The sequence below is a fragment of the Sphingobacterium psychroaquaticum genome, assembly GCF_900177625.1.
Classification (GTDB): domain Bacteria; phylum Bacteroidota; class Bacteroidia; order Sphingobacteriales; family Sphingobacteriaceae; genus Sphingobacterium; species Sphingobacterium psychroaquaticum.
On the sequence record NZ_FXAU01000001.1, the window covers coordinates 1158994 to 1180181 of the forward strand.

Below are 21188 nucleotides of genomic sequence, written 5' to 3' on the forward strand. Positions count from 1 at the left end.
AATCTTCGTTTTTTTCTTATGATTTGGTCCATACCATCTTCTTGGTAAAGAAAGATTTTTTTGCCACTATTCTTAGATTTTTCCCGTCGAGTACAATCTCGCAGTCCGCTTTTGCATTGCCATTCGGTTTTTGGATAATGCCCTTCCATTTTCCGCCTGTAAACTTCACGTCCTTTAGTACCGTTCCTTTTTCGTTCTCAGAAACACCATTGAATACATCTCCTGTTTTGCTTATCAGGATAATTTGGCCTTCTTCTGTTTTCCATTTTCCAGAAAGATCATCGGTCGCTTTTTGGGCAAAGGTCAGTAGGCTTACTAACGTGAACATCCCTGTCATTAAGATTTTTTTCATGATTTTTATATTTGTATTATTTAACTTGTTTTATGGATTCTTCGTGCCATAAAAGTCAAAAGTGGTAATTGGAAACCACTACAACCTTTGGTGTTTTCACTTATAATGTTTAATTATATGCAAAAAAAGCAATGGTAATTTAGATATGCAGTGTTTTTTATACTAACCTCTGTGATTATTATACTTAAAGGTGAATTTACTGTTATTATAACTGCTTTGTACGCAACATGCATGACAAAATTTGGCATACATTTGATGAAAGTGAAGATTTATTTATAGACGAGGAAATCATGATTTTGTATCCCAAACGTCAAAGAATTTTTTTCTGTAAACCTCTCCCAATGGAATCTCAGTATCATTAATAAAAATAGTCTGTGAGTCGAAACGGTCAACATGTGCTACATTCACTATGTAAGATTTGCTCACCCTTACGAAAAGCGAATCGGGCAATTTTTGGTGAATGGATTTCAGGTTCATAGCAGTAATTATTTTTTCTGACGGTGCTTCATGGATAACCACATAATCTTTCAAGCCCTCGATAAACAGTATATCTTTTATAAAGACTTTTCGATATTGCCTTTCAGACCTCACAAGGAGGAAACCCTCCGAATAGCGAACAATGGTATTGTTGACTTCACTCTTTTTGAGCAAGTCATGGTAAGACTTGGCTTTGGCAATAGCTTTTTCAAGGCGTGGGTGCTCTATTGGCTTAACCAGGTAATCGATGGCATCAAGCTCGTAACTCTTTAGTGCATATTGAGGATAAGCTGTTGTAAAAATCACGAGCGTATTTTTTCCTATATGTTCAGCGAACTGCAAACCGTTCGTTCCAGGCATTTCTATATCTAAAAATATTAGGTCTATATGGTTCGTTTCCATAAACAATCGGGCTTGTTTGGCATTGGGAAAACACCCGAGAATCTTTAAGTCAGAAGCCTCCCCAATTAGATGTTCTAATTCCTCTCTAGCCAATGGTTCATCATCGATTATAATACAGGTCATAGTGGTATATTTAAAGTCACTGTAAATTCTTCGGATACCGAAGATATATTTAAGTTGTACTGATCCTGATATAACAAATCAAGCCGTCGCTGTATGTTAGCAAGTCCCAAACCACTGTCTTTCGCTGGATTTATCTGTACAATTTTTGAACTCTTTGAGTTTCGACATACAAATAATAGACGGCTGTTGTTAATAGAAAAGGACAAAGAGATAAACGGTTTCTCCCCATCATAGTCGGCACTGTGTTTCACGGCATTTTCAACAAAAGTGGTAAAAAGGTTTGCGGGTAAAAAAACAGTATCGAGATAACCTTTTTCATGCAAACGGTCAGTTTCGATTTCGATCAGTAGATTATCTCTCCTTATTTTCTCTAGATTTAAGAAATTTGATAAAAACTCTATCTCTGAACTAAGCAAAACTTTTTTATCGTTAGTGCCATAGATCTGATGTCTCAAAAACCCCGATAGTTTTACAATGACTGCGCTCGCTAATTGGGGGTCTTTATGGACCAAAGATTTTACATTGTTCAACATATTGAACAAAAAATGAGGGTTGATTTGGTTCTTTAAGGCATTCAATTCGAGGTTTAAGGAAAGTTGGTTGAGTTCGGCAATCCGCTCCACATCGATTACCCAACGTTGAAACAATTTCATGGTGGTGCTCGTTAGGATAAGAATTATTGAAAGAAATACTCCATCGGACAAGTCAAGCCTTTGCTCAGTTATCAAGGCCACATCCACACTGATCACATATTTGTTCATGACGATACTGAGCAAATAAAGACCTGCTGTGTCCAAAAGGCAGAGTACAGAGATATACAGAGGGTATTGTCCTTTCATCAAAAATTTAGGTACGAGCACATACATATTAACATAGAACATAGAGACAAAAAAGGCATAGACTATGAGTAGCATTGAAATTTTGTCCTTATCGATATAGTCCTGTAAAAATCGTCCTTGAGATAAAAAGATGAAAAATGAAATGAGGAAGACACCGTGACGGAGTACCCTATACTTTTTTTGGGTCAGAAAAAGTATAGGCTTTAGGTGATTGATATTATGTACTCCATGTTGCATAATTTGCATATCAAATCTTGTATAAAAATAAAGATACTATTTACCACCTGTTCTTTTTCGCAAATTATACAAATGGGGTCATTTCATAGACCAAATAGAAAGGACTAAATATTAAATCCCTTTTGTCTAATTATTTACCACGTTGGTCTAAAAAGAACTTTTAACTCTGTCGAAACAACTACCTTTATTAAGTGATTACTTGGGACACGATTTCGTGACCATTCATTAATTGGATTGCTTAATAATCGAGAATAGAAGATATGAACGACACAATGGAGAAAACTGACGTTATTATTAGAGTATTTAAAACGAATGTCGATCGACACGATGACGCACAAGAAATTTTGACCATATTAAATAACCTTTTGAATCCAATACTCGTTACTTTTGACTTGGAAGATTGTGACAGGATACTTCGGGTAGAGGGAAGAGATTTTATACCTGCCGAAGTCGAGAGGGTTTTGGAGCTGTGCGGGTTTCAATGTGAATTGTTGCTTTAAAGACTGTTTTGTATTGGCTTCCGATTGCTCAAAAATCATGGGCCATTTCCTAATTTATAGTGGATAGACTTAGGGATACAAACCAAGGTATTTGTCTCTCCCTATTTTGTTACAAGTAAAGAGATTTTTTTGTTCGAACTACAGCTGTTAGAAAGAATCGTAGAGATGATTCTCTCTAACTCAATAATCACCATCTACGGTGGGGATAATAAGAAGCAAGGGCAAGAATATTCTTGCCCTCTACTTGAGATATATAAATATTGGGTTTTGTTATTATGCAAAGTTTATCGGCTCCTTTGGAGCTGATAGAAAGAAGTATGTAAATTTATATCTTGAACCCTATCAATTTATAGAACTGCATATTTTTAGAACAGATTATATGATAGACCTAAGTTAAAGTATAGCGAGCCATTACGTTTGGTAGTAAGCACGTAGTCCGATGACTTACTGCTTTTCTCAATCAACCGTGCTTCAATCGGATTGGATATACCCCCCATAAAGAGGAGATATACGTGTTTGAAAAATCGATGTTCGTACGTTATCCCACTTCTAAGACTTGCTTCGTTAAACTGGTAGACACCATTCAGACCATTGGTATTTAATGTCATATAGTTTCTATCTGCAAATATTTCACTTCCGAGAAAAAGTAGGCTATTCTCGGAGATACGTCTTTCTAACATCAATCTCTGCGGGAAGAACAATTCGATTGTCCACGGCGTTCCACTTAGATGTCTTTCATACGACACCATCGGAATCGCGGGTAGGCGGGCAGATTTATCTATCAAACCTATCACACCGACGGAAAAATTTTCGTTCCTTGATCTTTTCAATATAATAGCTGATGTCAATAATCCTCTTGTGCGGTGTATATCATGTTGGTCTCCGTCTGTTATGATAGAACCGTTAAATATGAGTGGTTTTTCAAAAAGTCGCGTTATATATGTCGAGCTTGCAGTCCCCGCCCAATACTTCAAATCAAAATCTTTCGAAATATAAGTTTCGGGACTTTCAATATCTACAGTTCCTTTTGTATGACTATAGTAACCCGATAAGGTGAAGATAAGATTTCTTTTTTTAATTACAGGGATATTCGCAGATGCTCTCATCCTTCTCATATCGGACACTTTGCCATCAACGGCATCAGAGAAATTTTTGACATTAAAGTCACTGTTATCATATATTTCATATTGGAGTCCCACTGTTCTGGTAGTCGGGAATCTTTCTATAATTCGATATGCAGTTTTTCTGGCGGTAGAATCATTCGTTTGACAATATGAAAATCCTGATATTAAAAGTAAAGCAATAGTGGTATAAAAACGTGTAATCATCCTTTTGTTTTAATTCTGTTCGCACAAAGAAATAGAACAGAAACTTAGATTTTTGAGTTTTTAGACTAAACAGCTTATTTATTATACTAAGGGGAATTTACCTGTCGTTGTGTAAAAATTTTTAAATTTTATAACTACCATTTGGTAATATCGAGTGAGGGTTTACACTTAGGTAAACTCGATGCTTACAGACTTCCATATTTTAAATCCTTAACATTCATTTAACTTATTGACTTTGTTTTTACAAAAGTCAGGAAATATAAATCCTTTTAAATTTTACATTTGTGCATGCTGAAAGACCCCAAAGTAACAACGATAGAGATTTTGGTGTTGATTTTTATTTCAACGTCGTTGTTAATAATGCCATTAAATAAGGCTTTTTCACAAATTGGTGCTGGAATAAAGTTGGGGGGAAATTTATCGTATGCTGATGGAATATCGTTTCGTTCCTCCAAAAGAGCTGGATTCCAGATTGGGGGTGTGCTTAGCTACCATTTTCGTCCAAAAATGGCTACAAACCGAACCCACATTCAACCTAACACGAATAAGAGCAAATTCAGAAACTGTAGATGACCCTAACGGAATCTCCAAAGGCAATAAAACATTGATTTTCTTCGATTTGCCGATCTTGTTTAGGCTGGATGTCACATCTGGTTTTACGCTATTGGGCGGAACGGAGTTTAATAAGCTTATAAACGATAATAACCACTTATTGAACAATGGAGAAAAGGCTTTTAATCGAGGTTCTCGATTAGGATATAGTTTCGGTTTGGAGTTAGGTAAGTTCTATTTTCGCTATCGTGGAGTTGAAAGAAAGACCAATGTTTATCGGAATTGGAACGCTACTATTCAACAATATCAATTTGGTATTAAATGGGATTTTTTCTAATGACTGGCTACAAGTTTGTATGACAATGTTACCACTGTAGCTGACTCACGTTAAATACCTTACGTAGAAATCGGCTTTTTTTTCTTTGTTTTTGGCTCGTATGGCTTAGGAGAAATGTCGGTGTCGGGTACAGTCCTTTCCAATCTCTTCAATTCTGTCCTCACGATTTCCTGAACTTCTTCTTTTATCCGTTCGTAATTGTACCTTACATCCTCGGGAGTTACCGCACTGATGATCGGTATTTCCCTGAACTTGGATTCTTCTTCTGTTATGGCTTTAAAATCGTTCTGTATCTCGGCATGGAACATTTTGAGGTCAATCCTGCAATCGGGATTGTCGGCAACTACACCGACAAACTCCCCCGATGAAAGACGTGATATTTTGGATGCAGGTATGGCGTATTCCAACTGTGTGGACTTGGTAAACGATGTCTCACTACTGTTGATATTTTGGCTTACCTTTTCCTGTAATATCTTTCCAAACTGTTCGCTGAGATGCTTTGCCGTGTCTCCTGTGACTTGACCACTGATGATATTACCGACAACGCCAAAGATTGCATCGGCTTCTTCTTTGGAGTAGTCCTTGACATTCTGACTTAAATCCTGCAACCCCAAGACGGTCGAAACCTTATACCCTCGGGCAATGGCGAGGTGGTTGGAAATGTTGTTAATTAGGATGGATGAAAATTCATCGAAGATTAGACTTGATTTCAACCTGTTCTTTTGGTTGATAATTTTCAGCAATCTATTGACATATAAGGAGAGTACAGCTCCATAGGTCTGCAACTTCTGTGGATTGTTTCCCATACATACGATTTTGGGGTCTTCGGGGTTGTTGATGTCGAGGGTAAAATCGTTGCCACTCAACACCCAATAAAGCTGTGGGGATGAAAGGCGGGCAAGACCAATCTTGGCACTTGCAATCTGCCCCTCCAACTGCTCCATCGCCTTGTTGCGAAATGCCGAAATAAACGGATTGACAAGCACCTTGATTTCTTCTTCCATATCGAGGATAGGAAACAGCATATTGTAGTCTACCTGCATAAGCTCAATAACATGGGGCAAGGTGCAATACTTGCCGTCTTGATATTTCCGTAGATACCAAATGAGGGCTGTAAGGAAGTTAATTGGCGATTCCACGAAAAAATCGCCCTGTTTCTTTAACCACTGTTTGTTAAGTCCTAACAGAATGGTACGGCTCGATTCGGTTGCATCCGTAATGTCATCCATCGTATTTGGGTCTAAGGGATTGCAACGGTGTGTCCTGCTTAAATCGTCAAAGTTGATGACGTAGAATTTGGGCGGGTTTTTAAGCTGATGGCGGTACTGCAACAGCTTATTGTAGGCTATCTTGGAAAGGTCATCGAATTTCAGATCGTACAGGAATACGGTAAAACCTTTCTTGATGTGCTGGTCAATCAGATGGCGGAAAATAAATGCGCTCTTACCTGTTCCTGGCTTTCCGACCACTAACAGCCCTTTCAGTGGGTTGATAAAATTAATCCACGAATCACGGACTTCTTTTTTTAGCCTGTACTTCGCAGGGAGATTAATAGAATACTCGTTGTCAAGCAACCTTTCTTCCTGTGGGAATGTTTCGTTGTCATCGTTGAAAATTCCACCGTTCATCAAGTTCTTTAGAAGCCGTGACAGCCACGTACCGCCAATGAGCATAAGGAGATAACCTATGCTCGTAATCCCGATATAAAGGATGGTTTGGGTCTCTATGGTCATATCGACATGGAGCAAAAACGTACTGGCGAAATAGAGGAAGAGACCGCTAAGTATGTAGATGGCTATGTGGCTCTTTTTGATTTTCTCGTCCTTTTTGCCCTTGATGCTCAACAGGAAGACCGCCAATAAAATCAATGTGCCAATCTTGGGTTTGAGGTAACTGCTGAAAAGCCCTGTCTTGGAAATATTCTCGACAATACGGTCGGTAATGGTGGCTGTCCATCCCCACGATTGAAACGCAAGGTAACAGGCAATGTAAAAATGTATGGCAAGTATGGCAATGCTCAATAACCGTGTAAAATCCGCTATTTTGCGTAAACCTTGTATATCTTCTCCTGTGTTCATAGCTTGTTAAATTTTGAAATGTGGGCTTTTTAAAGCCTATTTTGGTTCTTTTTCTTTCTTCTCCGTAAGGTCTGTGAGGGCGTGTAATCTTTGGTATCAAGCATATCTTGCACATAACCCAAACTTGGTGCGGGATCTGCCGAACCGTTATCAAGGGATAACCCATCGTAAGGCGATGTAAAAGACGGCGTGATGAAATGGTTTTTGGGAACGTCCGAATTACTAAGTCTTTTGCTGATAGCCGAAGCACTATAATTCTTGCCCAATGCACTACCGTTGAATACGGCATGGTTTACATTGTCCACGTAGGTTGCTCCATAGATAATACCTTGTTGGTTTTCCCTGAACAAAAGGAATATCCCGCTTTTGGCGAGTTCCTGTTTTAGCGTGTCCTTTGTGACGGTCTCGTACCGTAGTAGAATATCATCCAACCTGTTCTTGATGTCCTTTTTGAATTGCTCCCTTTTGTCCTTGTTCCGTTCGTACTTCTTCTCGATGTTTGCCAATGTGGGCTTGTGGTAAAAAGAGCTTGCTTTGAGAGGTACGCCTACCTTGTTGCCGTTCTCGTCCAACAGGGAGTATATCAAGCCATTTTTACGGTACATTTCGCTGTCTTCCGCACCTCGGTCTGCCACCACGTTAAACTGCCTTAGAACGGCATTATATTCGGGGAGCGAAGTAAACCGATAGTCTTCCAATACGCTACTTACCACATTGCTGATTGCACGTTTTGTCGGGGTCTTTCCGTAGTTGACCTTTTCGACATCAATGGCTTTTATCGGGGGGTGTGTTTTCTTTTTCTTGCTCTTGGCTATAAACAAGCGAAATTCCTTTTCGACGGTCTGGCGGGCTTCTTCCGAACGTTTCCTGCCGATGTTGTGCAGATTGATAGGTGTGCCGTCGGCTTGGATGCTGACTGTGGCAATGTGTATGTGTTGGTGTGAAACATCCTCGTGCCTATAGACCAAAAAAGGTTGATTCCCAAAACCGAGCAACTCCATGTACCGGTTGGCGATGCGTTGCATTTTCTCGTCCTCCAATTTTTCGCTTACATCGAAATTCAGCGATATATGGAGTGCATTGGTCGCCACGCTCGGGCGAAGTTCGGTAAGATGCTGAAACCTCCGCAATTTGCCGTTAAAATCGAGGCTGTCCAATTCGATAGCAAACCCGCTCGCCATGATAATCCGTGCGTCTCCCTCCGATACTTTCTGCTCGTTGTAGTGGAGTATGCCCCTAATGCTCTTTCCAATCTTTATCCTTGCAACCATTTTTCAGCGAGTTTTGAGACGATTTGTAACAGGTCGTCGATTTTGGGGTCGATGGAACGGTATATCTCCGCAGTCTTTCGAAAGTGGAAAGAGCGTTCGGCGTCGCTTTGGCTTATGTGGAAACGGTGGGTCTGTTGGTTGATGTTGATGCCGATTGCCTTGATTTCCTTTCGTATCATGGCGAGTTCCTCCATTGTGCCGTTCATGGACATATCCTTGACGATGTATTTGATATGCCTGTCCGCAAGGATATTCCGGACAACCTGTGCTATGGATTTGCAGTCGCTTTCCTTTTTGATTTTTTCGAGTTTTTTAAACGTTTCCTCTGTGACACGTATCACGATGTTGTGCGTTAAAACAGCATCCCTTTCCGTTGCTTTTTTTCTTGGCATAAGATGGCTTTTCAGGACGTTCAGGACTTTGCGAGTTTCGAGCAAAGTCTCCCGCCTCAAGGCGGGCAAAGTGTTTTTCGCAGGCGGGAACCGCATGCGAAAATACATCTTTGCTACCCACACGAGTGGGTCAAAAGCTCCTTACAAAAAGGTGCTTAACTCTTTGCCTAAACTTTAGTGAACAATGATTTTAGTTGATAGTGGCTACTTTAGAAACCGTTGTAAACTCTCGTCCATATCTTCCCATTCCGTGATGGCTTTTTTGACACGCTGCCGAATTCGTTTTCGTATACTCCCGTGGGATCTTTGATTGTCTTTAATTTCGTTCTTCTGTCGAATTTTTTTTAGTGGCATTATATTCCTTTTCATGGTATTGAATTTTGATCAAAGTTGAAAGGAAGTTGTCTGGGCTTTTGACAACTGGATAGGTAGTGGCTAAAGATTCTTAAAAAGAAATTTATACATCCAACGGCCTACTTCAAAAACTGCGTCTATAAATTACATAGTTTTGCATCATCAAATAAATATAAGTATGGTGAATTTACATTCTATCGGCGAAGAACTTCGAAATCTTTCGCCAGAATTGCGTAAGCTATTCCCCGAAATAGAGGGGATGGAAAATGAGGAACTGGTCAACTATTTTTATTCTATTGTCAGGAATAGAACCACAACTGGACTAACAGATTCCTCTACACGATTTAAGTTGGAGACTACCGATAACATCGGTTTAAAGGAGAAATTTAAGCAGATTGAAATTTTGAACAAGATTAGGATAGCATAATAAAAAATGCTATCCCAATCTTAATGTATATTGTGCTAAGCAAACGTTTCCAAGAAAGCTACAGTTTATTGATTTATTAAGTCTGTAATTTTAATCATTTCTATTTGATCTTTTGAAATTCCACAAATTTTTATTGCAGTTTGACAACTAACAAAGTCGTCTTGTGAATAGTATGCCATTTTCCACTTGAGATTTTTTATATTGTTTTTAACCTCTTTGAAATAAGGCAAATCTACTTCGCCGTACGAATGTCCTAATACTATAACTTCGCTTACTTGATCTAAACTTGAAAAAAATTGGGTATTGTCGTTAATAATTGATTCTGTATCTTTTTTTAACAAATTAAAAGGAGTTCTGGATGCACGTTGAGAATCGGTAAACATTGTTCTATTACTATCACCATTTTCGTCCAGTTCAGGTTCTTCTGGATCATCCTCTTCTTCTTGCCCATGACCAAATATTAAGTCTCCATATTGTTCATTTGCATTATTATGAATGTAAAATATCCTATCACGAGATACGCCATATAGCTCGGAAAGGGTATCGGTGTAATTAAAATTCATAAATAATGCCCGTTTATCTAAATTTAATAATATGCTACGCGGTAAGTCTTCGGGTTTGGGATATTCAATCGATAAAAGCCAATCTGTAAAATTAGATCGAATTTGGTCTACAAAGCTTTCTGTTCTTTCACTTATTTCATCTTCCAAACCGTAGCATTCACTCGGTTTAAAAGATTCGCTCATAATATCAATATTATTATAGGTTTCGAAAAATTCTTGATAATTGTAATGCGCAAGGTCATCCTCGAAGCATTTCCATAAGTAATTACTATCAACCTGAAAATTGAAGTATCTCTCTAAATCAAATTCTATATCTTGATTGTGTACGTGAAGAAACTCATGAAAGTCTGCATAACGTGTTTTTAGTTTATGGTGAAGGTCAAATCCATTGCCTAAAATATATAGCTTCATCAAATGGTTTTATTGTTCTATAAGAAATGTAATGCCGTCGTCTGCATGAACATCAGCATAATTTGCTAATCTGGTTTTCTCTTTAATGGAGTCCACCGGATAAAAGGTCTGTAACCTTAAGCATGGTGTATCAACACCATTAACCTGAATGCTACTTGCCTTAAACCATAGTGAATACAATGTTTTATTTAGAGTAAATGCTATCTCCCTTTTGTTGAAATCTTGCGGAGAGGCGTATGCTCCATATATTAAAATTATATTTTTCATAATTATCGGCATGCAACTATAATCAAAGTTTTCGATATGATAAGACTTTTCTTGTTGATGTTCCTTAATAGAAGCGGCGTAATGTCGGAATAATATATGAATATAGAAATAGCTATCAATTAGGATTGTATGACCGAAAAGCTCAAAGACAATAGAGTCACTACCAAGTTCTTGAAAGAACTCCTTTACTCTCAAATAAATGAATTTACTGTGCAATATTGTATTCTTTATGAGATACTCTTTGTAAAAATATCCAAGCTGAGCAGTTGCACAGTATTTTTTAATATTCTTAATTTGATGTTTTACTTCTTGTCTTAGATAAATGATAGTTCTATCATGGCTTTCCGATTCTATACTGTTTAACCATGAAGTACTTTCGTTTTGTAGGAATAATCTATTCGCTGTACATTCTTCAATAGAAACAGGCACACCAAGCCGAGCTACTTTATTATAACAATTGATGTCTTTATAATGTGTTAGATAAATATAGACAAAGTTGCTGTTAGCACACCCATCAACATCCATTATTGGATAAGGGTTTCCATTGCTATCAAAACTTACTCTTAAATTGTCACATGCAAAGAACTCCTCGGCTAAGGACACTTCTTTATGATTTACAATTTTATGAACTAATTCTTCCTGTACTTTTACATAATCATTTGAACCGAAAACTAAATTTGATAGATAGCCCTTTGAGTACATATTTGATGGTTTTGATGTTCAACACTTGTTCCTAAGTTAAAGGATTTTTGTGATTTTGGAAAAAGCATTTTGACTTGTTAGGTCGGTTTAATATAAATGTAGGTACGCATTGACAACTTGTCAATCAATGACTTTTTTATGCTTCATTATTGCAGGATGAAGCGAACAAACAGAAAAGGAAAAACGGTCGAAAACACTTCTGATAATGAGCAAAAAAACCTAACACAAAGTGCTGAAAATCAAGATAATTTCCTTAAATTTATAGCTGAAATCATTGTTGAAATAATCATTAAGGAGACAGTACATGGAAGCGATAGGATACATCAGAAAAAGCACTAAAGACCAATCCCATTACTCACTCGAATATCAGGAAAAAGCCATACGTCAATATTGTGAACATAATGAGGTAGAGCTTGGAGCGGTCTACGTTGATGACGGGGAAAGTAGCTATACTTTTGACCGTCCAGATTATCAAGCGTTAGAAACGTTCATTAAACAACAAAGGGGTAGGATTAAATATCTTATTGTCCTTGACCACGACAGATTTAGCCGTAACCTGCCCGAAGCGTTGATGAAGATAGAGCAATTGGAAAAGAAACACGGCCTAAAGGTCGTTGCCACAAATGAATCTCTCGATATTGATACCTCTGACCCGAGCGTGTTCATGTTGAGGGCGTTCAAATACCTAATTGCCAACCAAGAACTATTTACCATTCGTCGCAGGGCAAAGATGGGCATTCGGCAGGCGCAGGAATCGGGGCGTTATGTCAACCTTGCACCTTATGGCTATATCAATGCCAAAGAAGCTGGCACGAAAAGGGGATTGCTTGTTGTCAATGAGACAGAGGCATACGTTGTCAAGAAAATATTTAGGGATTACCTTTCGGGAGTGCCTGCCTATATCATACACAAGTCCGTCAAGGAAATGGGTTTCCCTCTCAATGGAAACGATGCGATAACAAGGGTTTTAAGGAATTGTCTTTATGCAGGGTTGGTAAGGGTAACGGCAAATGAAAAAGAGCCGTTACGGATTGTAAAGGGCATACACGAGGCGATTGTTAGCGAGGAACAATATTGGCGGGCGCAGGAAATGTTGGACGATAAGCGTGTAGAAAAACCGCATATAAAGGATGATTTTCCTTTGAGGGGAGTATTAAGGAGCAATTGTTGTGGTGGTCACATGACCGCAGGATATAGTAAAGGAAAGAAAAAATACTATCTGTATTACCGTTGTGTAAAACATAGCTCTGTCAATATCTCGGGTACAGTTCTGCACAAAAGGTACGAGGAATTGCTCCAACACCTTAGCTTTACCAAAGAGCAAGTGACGGAGTTAATCGGCTATATCAAAGACGAATTGAAAAAAGCCGTAAAAGTCCGTGCAAAGGAGTTTGAAATCAAAAAGGAACAATTGATAATAGCACAAAAGAAACTCGATGGACTTGAAGATAAAGTGTTGAACGATATTATAAACGGAGACACCTATAAAAAGGGTTACAAGAAATTTTCGATTGAGATTGCTCGGCTGAAATCGGAAGTTTCAGACCTCTCGGTTGACATCAAAACAAAGGCACAGGAGCAAATCAAGTTAATCCCTAAACTGATGGACATACCCGAATTATTCAACCGTGCTTCTATCAACCAACAGCACGCTATTTTAAACAGGGTGTTCAAACAGGGTCTCACGTTTGCCGATGGTATGTTTAGAACACCCTCGCTTAATCCTGTGTTCCATCACAACTATCAGACAATCAACAAAAAAGGGTTGCTCGAAGTAGAACAACCCATCGGGAATAATACCCAAATCCCATGTTGCGGAGAGGGTGGGATTCGAACCCACGATACAGTCATCCCGTATACAGACTTTCCAGGTCTGCTCATTCGACCACTCTGACACCTCTCCTTGATTGGTTCGCAAAGATAGCAGAATCACCCCAATTTAGCGACTATTTTTACTTTTTTTTGAGGCTAAAATCTACATCCGTAAGTAACTCCTTCATTTGCTGCAATAAAGATTGAATATCCAATGCTTTTTAGCTACATTTAATGGAATACAATTAATTCAGCCAATGAAAAGAATCCTGTCTATAGATGGTGGTGGCATCCGAGGAATCATACCTGCGATGTTCTTAGTAGCTCTCGAGGAGAAGCTCCAAGAGGCAACGAACGATTCCAATGCATGCCTTGCGGATTACTTTGATTTCTTTGCCGGCACCAGTACCGGCGGAATCCTAGCTTCACTCCTTCTTTGCCCAGACCCCGAGACCTCAACCAAACACAAATATACCACACGAGATGCCTTGAATGTTTATCTTGAACATGGAACTGAAATATTTTCCACGACACCATTCCGACGATTTCTAAGTCGTTTCGGTCTCGTTAGCGAGCTTTACCATGAGCAAAACTTAAACAAAGTGCTGCTCTCCTACTTTGGGGATCACAAATTATGTGAACTTTTAAAACCTTGTATCATCACAGCGTATAACATCGAACTTCGTAAAAACCACCTGTTTCGGCAGCAGAAAGCAATATCCCACGGTGCACAGCGTGATTTCTTGTTACGAGACGTGTGTCGTGCAACATCAGCTGCCCCAACATATTTTGCTGTGGCCGAAATCTTCTCTGTTGCGGGTACACGGTATCCTTTGGTCGATGGTGGTGTGTTCGCGCATAACCCCTCATTATCAGCCCTCCTGGAGGTAATAAAAAGCTTCAACAGCTACCGTATTAGCGATATATCTATCTTATCTCTAGGTACGGGAATATCAAAAGTTTCTTATAACTATGAAGATTTCAAGAAAAAATGGGCCATCTCTATTGGCCCTGCTTTAGTCGATATTATGGGAAGTAGTTCCGCTGAGAGTACCGATTATTACCTCAAGCAATTATTTCGGTCTGTAAATAAATCAAATAATTACATTCGCGTAGAACCAGAGAACCTATCCTCTGCAAACCCAGCTATGGACGCTGCTACGCCTCGTAATATACAGAAAATCATAGCAATAGCCGATCGCATGATTAGCGAAAACGAAAACCTAATAAACGATATTGTAACAGACCTTCTTCAAGACAAGAAAAATAGTCGGGAACGCTCTGTATGGAACTTTTTGAAGAATTAATCTTTAATCTTACATTTACCACCGTAAAAAAAATTATATGGCACTAAATTACGTTTGGGTTTCCTTTTTCCTAATCACCTTTTTCGTTGCATTGATTAAACTTATCGGAGGTGATACTGAAGTTTTTCAGAATATCGTCAACTCACTTTTCGAGGGTGCAGCCAATGGTGCAACAATCTCACTGGGATTAATCGGAATGATGACTTTTGCTCTTGGTATTATGAAAATCGGAGAAAAAGGCGGTATGATCAATATCTTTGCTAAGATTGTTGGTCCTTTCTTTAATAAGCTCTTCCCTGAAATTCCAAAAAACCACCCCGCACTGGGCTCTATTTTGATGAATTTCTCTGCAAATGCGCTTGGGTTAGACAATGCCGCGACACCACTAGGACTTAAAGCAATGAAAGAACTTCAGGAGCTTAACCCACAGAAGGACACCGCTTCGAATGCGCAAATCATGTTTATCGTCCTCAACGCTTCGAGTTTAACGTTATTGCCTATTTCTATTATGGCCTATCGGCAAGAAGCAGGAGCCGCGCAACCATCAGATATATTTTTACCGATCCTGATTGCAACATTCTTCTCTACCCTAGCGGCACTAATCTTAGTTTCAATCTATCAAAAAATCAATCTTTTCAATAAAACTATCCTAGCGTACTTAGGCGGCTTAGTCATATTGGTAGGAAGCACGTTATACTACTTCAGTACCTTGGGACAAGAAGAAATAGGTGTTATTTCTCGTGTATTTGGAAACTTTGTTCTCTTTGGTTTGTTTGTTTCCTTTATAGGACTCGCTTTTATAAAGCGTATAAATGTGTACGATGCTTTTATTGAGGGAGCAAAAGAAGGTTTTGACGTTGCGGTGAAGATTATACCATATCTAGTTGCTATATTGGTTGGTATAGCGGTTTTTCGCGCTTCCGGAACGATGGACTACCTTGTTAGTGGTATTTCTTACCTCATTGCACAAGTTGGTATCGACACATCGTTCGTAGAGGCACTACCAGTCGCTTTTATGAAACCGTTGAGTGGTTCTGGTGCACGCGGCCTGATGGTTGAGCTGATGGCAACAAAAGGAGCTGATGACTTTGCTTCGCGTGTAGCCTGTGTGATCCAAGGGTCTACGGAAACAACGTTCTATGTTTTAGCGGTATACTTTGGCTCTGTAGCCATCAAGAAAACCAGACATGCTTTGCCTTGCGCTTTGTTAGCTGAGTTAGTCGGTGTGATTGCAGCGATTATTGTTTCTTATATATTCTTTGGTTAATAGTATTTGTATGAAGAAGACGATTGCGCTGATTGCGCACGATGGTAAAAAGGCTGATATGGTTGCCTTTGTTAAGGATCATTTAGAAGACCTAAGACAGGCCAATATTATTGCCACGGGAACAACAGGTTCATATGTTTTAAAGACAGGGCTCCCCGTTGAGCTCAAACTAAGTGGTCCGAAAGGTGGAGATGCGCAGATTGCAGCCTTAACAGCCGAGGGAAAAGTCGATGGAATTATTTTCTTCAGAGATCCTTTAGGCAAACATGTTCATGAGCCAGATATACAAATGCTTATGCGTATATCCGATTTATATAATGTACCCTTGGCTACAAATCCGGCTACGGGCAGTTTAATTATAAAGGGTTTATTATAAGATAAATAAAATTGTTATGGAAAGAAATGTAAGTGTCAAAATAGGAAAAGATCGATATAAAACAGAGGTTCAGATAGCGCAACATCACATTATTGCGGACGAACCTAAGGAGGTTGGAGGTACCGACTTCGGTCCCTCTCCGAAGGAACTGTTTCTGTCTTCTCTTGGCACTTGCAAGGTTATGACCGTACGAATGTATGCAGATCGTAAAGGATGGCCCTTGGATGGCGTAGAGATAGAGCTATCGCTGAGTACGCAGAAAGCAGAACTACAAAACACAACCTTTGTACACTGTCGCATCAATCTTTTGGGCGATCTCGATGACATGCAACGCCAACGCTTACTGGCCATTGCGGATAAATGTCCGATTCATAAGATTCTCAATAACCCCGTAATCATTGAAAGCAGTCTCCTGTAATTGTTACATAACGGAATCCGTATGTATAGCATCCATTGGGGCAAAATGCACGTTAGAATAAAATTTAGTTTTGAAAAAAAAAGTAAATTTATCTAAGTTTGCCCACAATTAAATAGCGCGGTATGTCTCTAAATAGAAAAGAGGGAGTTAGTGGAGGTCCGTTCCAACTGTTTGACAGAAATGAATGGCGGAATCTAAATGGTCAGTTTTCATACGATTTGATGCAAAGTGATATTGCAAACCTGCATGCACTCAATGAACCTTTAACTATCGAAGAGATTGAAGATATCTATTTTCCTTTAGCTCATCTCTTGAATATAATGCTCCAAGAGACAAAACAGGTGCATGTAAATGTCAATGGATTCTTGCAAAAACATACCCAAAAGCTTCCCTTTATTATTGGTATTGCAGGCTCCGTTGCCGTGGGCAAGAGTACGACAGCACGTGTATTGCAAAAGGTGCTCTCGATGCTGCCGGGTAAACCAAAAGTAGACCTGGTGACAACCGATGGTTTTCTCTACCCCAATGCTACACTCATTGAAAGAGGGATTTTAAACCGCAAAGGTTTTCCAGAAAGCTATGATACTAAATTGCTTTTGAATTTCCTTGCTGCCATGAAATCTGGTGAAGAGTGCTTTGAAGTTCCGATGTATTCCCATGTTGAATACGACATCCTAAAGGATAGGAAACAACTCGTGCATCAGCCCGAGATTTTGATCGTCGAAGGTATTAACGTTTTACAAGTGAACTCGACTACGGGTAATAATATCTTCGTTTCGGACTATTTTGACTACGCTATATATGTCGATGCCGATGAGGCCGACATTATGGATTGGTATATCAACAGGTTTGAATCGTTACGTGCTACTTCTTTCCAGAATCCAGACTCCTACTTTCATCGTTTTGCCAATATGAATGCTGAAGAAAGCTTAGCAATGGCCACAAATATTTGGAACGAAATCAATAAGCCAAATCTTAGAGAAAATATACTACCTACACGATACCGTGCTGATCTTATCCTTGAAAAAGGATCGCATCATTTTGTTAAAAATGTAAGGGTTAGAAAAGTTTAATCCTGTCCTTTATATTCGTATTCTTTTTTAAATCGTAGGACTTCATGTAAGATTTCATTCATGAGCTTACGGTGAAGTTTACTGCTATTACTCGTAGCATGCATATCGACTTTATACTTCACGAAATCTTTACCAATATCCATGATCTTTAAATCGAGTGTATCCTCCCCAGTCAGATTAGGGTGATTGCGCAGCATTGTTTTTATGCGATCCTCCAATAAATCCACATCCATTCCACCTTGTAAAGGAAGTTCAAAACGAACAGTAAAAAAACTTGATGGATGTGCGGATAAGTTTACCACAGGCATCGTAAATACAAGGTTATTCGGCACGGTAATTAGATCCTCATCTTCATCCTGAATAATTAAGCTAGAAAAGGTAATATCCATTATACGCCCTTTATACTCTCCAATTTTTACACGATCCCCAACGGATAGGCTGTCCGAAAACATAATAAATAAGCCCGAGATCATGTTCGTAATATACTCTCTAAAAGTAACAGCAATAGCCATCGCTACAAACGTAAGGCTCGTAAGAAAGTTTCTTGGATCGATACCAAAAGAGAGCATCAAGGCAATGAAAAACATGACGGTGTTTAGTACAGCAGTGAGACGACCAATTCCAAGCACAAAATTTCCACGAACGTTACGATCTCCATGCTGGCGACGATACAATGCAATAAGCGTATATCGGCCAATCGAGAAAATAATACTAGATGCTAAAAAGAGTGCGATCGCATCGGTTACTTTATCGAGTCCCGGTTTATCCTTATAAAAATCAGGAGCGTACCAAAAACTGGCATATAATAGAAGTAGCAATACAACTTTAAGAATAAATTGAAGCGATATCTGAAACTTATTATTTTCGTCGTTCATCATGTTTATGTATAATCTAAATTATTACTTTTATGTTTGTTCTGCAACACTTAATATAGAAATTAAAACGATACACACAAATCTTCTCTCCCTTACTTACAACAGCTCCTTTCATTTTAGTAGGCTCAAAAAATATGCTGTAGCGTAAAAAAAACAGTACCTAATGGCGGTTTATCGCTCTGTAATTTCCATATCGCTAAAAAATAAATTAACTTAGCGGGCTGAAATGCGCTAGATACATACAATTATGGAAACAACATTTGATTTCGAAAAACCGATTGCAGATTTGCAGACACAGATGGAAAAGGTGTTACAGGTTCAAGAAAAGACAAAAGTAGACATGAGCGCTACGATCAATGAGCTGAAAGCTAAGCTAGAACAAACGAAAACAGATATATATACCAACATGACCGGTTGGCAAAAGGTTCAGATGTCTCGCCATCCTGAGCGCCCACAAACATTCGACTATATCGAAATGATCTGTGATGAGTTTATTGAGCTTCATGGCGATCGTACGGTGCGTGATGACAAAGCTATCGTGGGTGGTATTGCGTCCATTGGTGGCGAATCCGTTATGGTTATTGGTCACCAGAAGGGTAAGAACACTAAAGAACGTCAATATCGGAATTTTGGTATGGCTAACCCAGAAGGATACCGCAAGGCTCTTCGCTTGATGAAGATGGCAGAGAAATTCAACAAACCGATTGTCACGTTAATCGATACAATGGGCGCATACCCTGGTCTTGAAGCTGAAGAGCGTGGTCAAGGTGAAGCAATTGCTAGAAACCTGCTGGAAATGTCCGTTCTGAAGGTTCCTGTCATTTGTATTGTCATTGGTGAAGGTGCTTCTGGTGGAGCATTGGGTATTGGTGTTGGAGACCGCGTTTACATGTTACAAAACACATGGTATTCGGTTATCTCTCCGGAGTCCTGTTCATCGATTTTATACCGTAGCTGGGATCAAAAAGAAAAAGCAGCAGAATCCTTAAAATTGACTGCGGAAGATATGTTGCAAAATGGCCTTATCGATGGTATCATTGAAGAGCCAATTGGTGGTGCGCATCAAGACCCTGCTGCAACTGCAGAAAATGTAAAAGCAAAAATATTAGCTGATTTAAAAGTGTTGGGTGCTAAAGATAGTGATACACTCGTAACAGAACGTATTGATAAATTTAGCAATATGGGCGTTGTGGTGGAGTAGTTCGCCCCTACGCATGAAAACAAAAAAGGTTGTACAATATGTACAACCTTTTTTGTTTTAGACAGACGCAAATCTAGAAGAGCTCAGCGCAACCAAATCTGATGTCTCGACAGCACTAAAACAGTTTACTGCCATCTTTATTTTTGTGCTCGCGGCGGGAGTCGAACCCACATCGTCAGAACCGGAATCTGATATTCTATCCATTGAACTACGCAAGCTTCGCTGGCAAAAATAGTGTTTTTAGATCACTTTACGCAAGGAAAAATGAAATATAAATTCTTATTTTCGAACAGCTAGATAATGAAAGAGTTGCATTTTTTTTCTAGATCTTAACACCTAGAACCCAGTAGTTCTCAAAGAACCAAATCTTCTGTTTTGCATTATCAATCCCTTTTCGCCCTGTGGTCGGAATGGTCCGCATATCCGTCCACCCAGTCTTAAAACTACCTTGCAAATACAATCTCTTGTTAAAATGAAACTGGGCTCCGGCTTTGGCTGCGCCACCATACCCAGAAATATTCCAGTAGTGATTTTTTCCCTCACCAAAGATACGCACGTCTGATCGTGGAATAATAAGCCCTGCTTCTACCCCTGTTTCCATCGTTAAATACATCTTTCCTGAAGGTGCTACCCAGATATCGTCATAGCGCTCCAGACCAACTGTAGCAAAATTATAACCGTCTGTATGTTCGTATTTAAATTCATCAGGATTCAATAGAACCTGATCGCCACTTTGTGTATTTCCAAAAATGCCGCTCGGTATCGCTGGATCCGAAACTTGTGCATCAGCGTACCCCGTAAATTTAACAGACTGTGGTGTATTGACCACATATTTCATATGGTCCCAACCTAAGGATATAGAATAATTATCGTTGATAAAATAACCAAAATGGAAATTAAACTGTGGAATCGTTATCCTTGCGGGGTTAATATAATCTAGCGATAGTTTAGATGGGCGATCGCCTGCTTTTACGTCGTGTAAGGTAAAAGCATAACCTGGTCCTTTGAAATGAATATCAGACTTGGCATAGCTTGAAAAGTTGTAGCCCCAGTGAACGAAAAAGCGACCATTATTACTTTCAATACGATGGTTTTTTGGATTAAATATGCTTTTACGCTCTTCTTGCGCAAAAACGGAAGTAACAGCACATGCCCCTAAAAGGGCAGATAAAATTATGTTTTTCATAAAGTATAATGGAAAACCCGGTACGAAAGTACCGGGTTAAACACTCAAAATAAATTTTGGG

Annotated in this window: 19 protein-coding genes, 2 tRNA genes and 1 pseudogene; 9 read left to right on the top strand and 13 right to left on the bottom strand. The window is 39.1% G+C overall.

Annotated features, from left to right (window positions below):
- Positions 1-16 precede the first annotated feature (16 nt).
- From B9Y69_RS04730 to B9Y69_RS04750, 4 genes are all read right to left on the bottom strand, one after another.
- Positions 17-352 (bottom strand): DUF2147 domain-containing protein, encoded by a 336-nt coding sequence (locus tag B9Y69_RS04730; RefSeq protein WP_085471817.1) that lies wholly within the window; start codon positions 350-352, stop codon positions 17-19.
- A gap of 288 nt (positions 353-640) precedes the next feature.
- A complete protein-coding gene (locus B9Y69_RS04735) occupies positions 641-1354 on the bottom strand; it encodes a LytR/AlgR family response regulator transcription factor (RefSeq protein WP_085471818.1) in 714 nt (237 codons plus the stop codon).
- A complete protein-coding gene (locus B9Y69_RS04740) occupies positions 1351-2193 on the bottom strand; it encodes a sensor histidine kinase (protein ID WP_159451810.1) in 843 nt (280 codons plus the stop codon). The genes B9Y69_RS04735 and B9Y69_RS04740 overlap by 4 nt, the downstream gene beginning before the upstream one ends.
- 1102 nt (positions 2194-3295) lie before the next feature.
- The gene (locus B9Y69_RS04750; RefSeq protein WP_144036498.1) at positions 3296-4045 is read right to left on the bottom strand and encodes a hypothetical protein; all 750 of its coding nucleotides are present in this window, start codon (positions 4043-4045) and stop codon (positions 3296-3298) included.
- A 643-nt stretch (positions 4046-4688) separates the two neighbouring features.
- Between B9Y69_RS04750 and B9Y69_RS04755 the strand changes: the two genes are divergently transcribed.
- Positions 4689-5147 carry a hypothetical protein gene (locus B9Y69_RS04755; protein WP_144036499.1) on the top strand — a complete coding sequence of 153 codons (459 nt, stop codon included), beginning with the start codon at positions 4689-4691 and terminating at the stop codon, positions 5145-5147.
- Between the two features lie 59 nt (positions 5148-5206).
- Here B9Y69_RS04755 and mobC read toward each other — a convergent pair whose 3' ends face one another.
- The 3 genes from mobC to B9Y69_RS04770 are packed head-to-tail and all read right to left on the bottom strand — an operon-like array spanning position 5207 to position 8888.
- Positions 5207-7225, bottom strand: coding sequence for a conjugal transfer protein MobC (mobC, locus tag B9Y69_RS04760; RefSeq protein WP_085471823.1), 2019 nt, complete (start codon positions 7223-7225; stop codon positions 5207-5209).
- A 29-nt stretch (positions 7226-7254) separates the two neighbouring features.
- A complete protein-coding gene (locus B9Y69_RS04765; RefSeq protein ID WP_085471824.1) occupies positions 7255-8496 on the bottom strand; it encodes a relaxase/mobilization nuclease domain-containing protein in 1242 nt (413 codons plus the stop codon).
- A complete protein-coding gene (locus tag B9Y69_RS04770; protein ID WP_085472008.1) occupies positions 8481-8888 on the bottom strand; it encodes a plasmid mobilization protein in 408 nt (135 codons plus the stop codon). The genes B9Y69_RS04765 and B9Y69_RS04770 overlap by 16 nt, the downstream gene beginning before the upstream one ends.
- Before the next feature lie 532 nt (positions 8889-9420).
- Here B9Y69_RS04770 and B9Y69_RS04775 point away from each other — a divergent pair.
- On the top strand, positions 9421-9669 hold the full coding sequence (locus B9Y69_RS04775) for a hypothetical protein (protein WP_085471825.1): 249 nt from the start codon (positions 9421-9423) through the stop codon (positions 9667-9669).
- Between the two features lie 65 nt (positions 9670-9734).
- On the opposite strand, the gene B9Y69_RS04780 is transcribed toward B9Y69_RS04775, so the two are convergent.
- Positions 9735-10643 (bottom strand): bacteriophage abortive infection AbiH family protein, encoded by a 909-nt coding sequence (locus tag B9Y69_RS04780; RefSeq protein WP_085471826.1) that lies wholly within the window; start codon positions 10641-10643, stop codon positions 9735-9737.
- 9 nt (positions 10644-10652) lie between these two features.
- A complete protein-coding gene (locus B9Y69_RS04785; RefSeq protein ID WP_085471827.1) occupies positions 10653-11612 on the bottom strand; it encodes a hypothetical protein in 960 nt (319 codons plus the stop codon).
- 304 nt (positions 11613-11916) lie between these two features.
- On the opposite strand from B9Y69_RS04785, the pseudogene B9Y69_RS19415 reads away from it, so the two are divergent.
- Positions 11917-12702, top strand: a pseudogene (locus tag B9Y69_RS19415) (recombinase family protein); the annotation flags it as partial.
- Positions 12703-13427: 725 nt separating this feature from the next.
- Here B9Y69_RS19415 and B9Y69_RS04800 read toward each other — a convergent pair.
- A tRNA-Ser gene (locus tag B9Y69_RS04800) sits at positions 13428-13515 on the bottom strand.
- 166 nt (positions 13516-13681) lie between these two features.
- Here B9Y69_RS04800 and B9Y69_RS04805 point away from each other — a divergent pair.
- The 5 genes from B9Y69_RS04805 to coaA all read left to right on the top strand — a co-directional run bounded on the left by B9Y69_RS04805 (position 13682) and on the right by coaA (position 17865).
- On the top strand, positions 13682-14731 hold the full coding sequence (locus tag B9Y69_RS04805) for a patatin-like phospholipase family protein (protein ID WP_085471829.1): 1050 nt from the start codon (positions 13682-13684) through the stop codon (positions 14729-14731).
- 37 nt (positions 14732-14768) lie between these two features.
- A complete protein-coding gene (locus tag B9Y69_RS04810; protein WP_085471830.1) occupies positions 14769-15998 on the top strand; it encodes a nucleoside recognition domain-containing protein in 1230 nt (409 codons plus the stop codon).
- Positions 15999-16008: 10 nt separating this feature from the next.
- Positions 16009-16374, top strand: a complete 366-nt coding sequence (locus B9Y69_RS04815; RefSeq protein WP_085471831.1) for a methylglyoxal synthase — start codon at positions 16009-16011, stop codon at positions 16372-16374.
- Positions 16375-16390: 16 nt separating this feature from the next.
- Complete coding sequence (locus B9Y69_RS04820; RefSeq protein ID WP_085471832.1) at positions 16391-16792, top strand: OsmC family protein; 402 nt, start codon at positions 16391-16393, stop codon at positions 16790-16792.
- 122 nt (positions 16793-16914) lie between these two features.
- Positions 16915-17865: a type I pantothenate kinase gene (gene coaA / locus B9Y69_RS04825; RefSeq protein WP_085471833.1), complete on the top strand. Its 951-nt coding sequence runs from the start codon at positions 16915-16917 to the stop codon at positions 17863-17865.
- On the opposite strand, the gene B9Y69_RS04830 is transcribed toward coaA, so the two are convergent.
- The gene (locus tag B9Y69_RS04830; RefSeq protein WP_085471834.1) at positions 17862-18743 is read right to left on the bottom strand and encodes a mechanosensitive ion channel family protein; all 882 of its coding nucleotides are present in this window, start codon (positions 18741-18743) and stop codon (positions 17862-17864) included. The genes coaA and B9Y69_RS04830 overlap by 4 nt on opposite strands.
- A gap of 244 nt (positions 18744-18987) precedes the next feature.
- Here B9Y69_RS04830 and B9Y69_RS04835 point away from each other — a divergent pair, with 244 nt between their 5' ends.
- Positions 18988-19941 (top strand): acetyl-CoA carboxylase carboxyltransferase subunit alpha, encoded by a 954-nt coding sequence (locus B9Y69_RS04835; protein ID WP_085471835.1) that lies wholly within the window; start codon positions 18988-18990, stop codon positions 19939-19941.
- 146 nt (positions 19942-20087) lie between these two features.
- Here the strand turns inward: B9Y69_RS04835 and B9Y69_RS04840 are convergent.
- Positions 20088-20159, bottom strand: a tRNA-Arg gene (locus tag B9Y69_RS04840).
- A gap of 104 nt (positions 20160-20263) precedes the next feature.
- Positions 20264-21127, bottom strand: a complete 864-nt coding sequence (locus B9Y69_RS04845; RefSeq protein WP_085471836.1) for a hypothetical protein — start codon at positions 21125-21127, stop codon at positions 20264-20266.
- Between the last annotated feature and the right edge of the window lie 61 nt (positions 21128-21188).

What these genes read in the sequence shown, in the direction of transcription:
- B9Y69_RS04730 (WP_085471817.1), bottom strand. Translation starts at nt 352, where the DNA reads ATGAAAAAAATCTTAATGACAGGGATGTTCACGTTAGTAAGCCTACTG.
- B9Y69_RS04735 (WP_085471818.1), bottom strand. Translation starts at nt 1,354, where the DNA reads ATGACCTGTATTATAATCGATGATGAACCATTGGCTAGAGAGGAATTA.
- B9Y69_RS04740 (WP_159451810.1), bottom strand. Translation starts at nt 2,193, where the DNA reads ATGAAAGGACAATACCCTCTGTATATCTCTGTACTCTGCCTTTTGGAC.
- B9Y69_RS04750 (WP_144036498.1), bottom strand. Translation starts at nt 4,045, where the DNA reads ATGAGAAGGATGAGAGCATCTGCGAATATCCCTGTAATTAAAAAAAGA.
- B9Y69_RS04755 (WP_144036499.1), top strand. Translation starts at nt 4,689, where the DNA reads ATGGAATATCGTTTCGTTCCTCCAAAAGAGCTGGATTCCAGATTGGGG.
- mobC (WP_085471823.1), bottom strand. Translation starts at nt 7,225, where the DNA reads ATGAACACAGGAGAAGATATACAAGGTTTACGCAAAATAGCGGATTTT.
- B9Y69_RS04765 (WP_085471824.1), bottom strand. Translation starts at nt 8,496, where the DNA reads ATGGTTGCAAGGATAAAGATTGGAAAGAGCATTAGGGGCATACTCCAC.
- B9Y69_RS04770 (WP_085472008.1), bottom strand. Translation starts at nt 8,888, where the DNA reads ATGCCAAGAAAAAAAGCAACGGAAAGGGATGCTGTTTTAACGCACAAC.
- B9Y69_RS04775 (WP_085471825.1), top strand. Translation starts at nt 9,421, where the DNA reads ATGGTGAATTTACATTCTATCGGCGAAGAACTTCGAAATCTTTCGCCA.
- B9Y69_RS04780 (WP_085471826.1), bottom strand. Translation starts at nt 10,643, where the DNA reads ATGAAGCTATATATTTTAGGCAATGGATTTGACCTTCACCATAAACTA.
- B9Y69_RS04785 (WP_085471827.1), bottom strand. Translation starts at nt 11,612, where the DNA reads ATGTACTCAAAGGGCTATCTATCAAATTTAGTTTTCGGTTCAAATGAT.
- B9Y69_RS04805 (WP_085471829.1), top strand. Translation starts at nt 13,682, where the DNA reads ATGAAAAGAATCCTGTCTATAGATGGTGGTGGCATCCGAGGAATCATA.
- B9Y69_RS04810 (WP_085471830.1), top strand. Translation starts at nt 14,769, where the DNA reads ATGGCACTAAATTACGTTTGGGTTTCCTTTTTCCTAATCACCTTTTTC.
- B9Y69_RS04815 (WP_085471831.1), top strand. Translation starts at nt 16,009, where the DNA reads ATGAAGAAGACGATTGCGCTGATTGCGCACGATGGTAAAAAGGCTGAT.
- B9Y69_RS04820 (WP_085471832.1), top strand. Translation starts at nt 16,391, where the DNA reads ATGGAAAGAAATGTAAGTGTCAAAATAGGAAAAGATCGATATAAAACA.
- coaA (WP_085471833.1), top strand. Translation starts at nt 16,915, where the DNA reads ATGTCTCTAAATAGAAAAGAGGGAGTTAGTGGAGGTCCGTTCCAACTG.
- B9Y69_RS04830 (WP_085471834.1), bottom strand. Translation starts at nt 18,743, where the DNA reads ATGATGAACGACGAAAATAATAAGTTTCAGATATCGCTTCAATTTATT.
- B9Y69_RS04835 (WP_085471835.1), top strand. Translation starts at nt 18,988, where the DNA reads ATGGAAACAACATTTGATTTCGAAAAACCGATTGCAGATTTGCAGACA.
- B9Y69_RS04845 (WP_085471836.1), bottom strand. Translation starts at nt 21,127, where the DNA reads ATGAAAAACATAATTTTATCTGCCCTTTTAGGGGCATGTGCTGTTACT.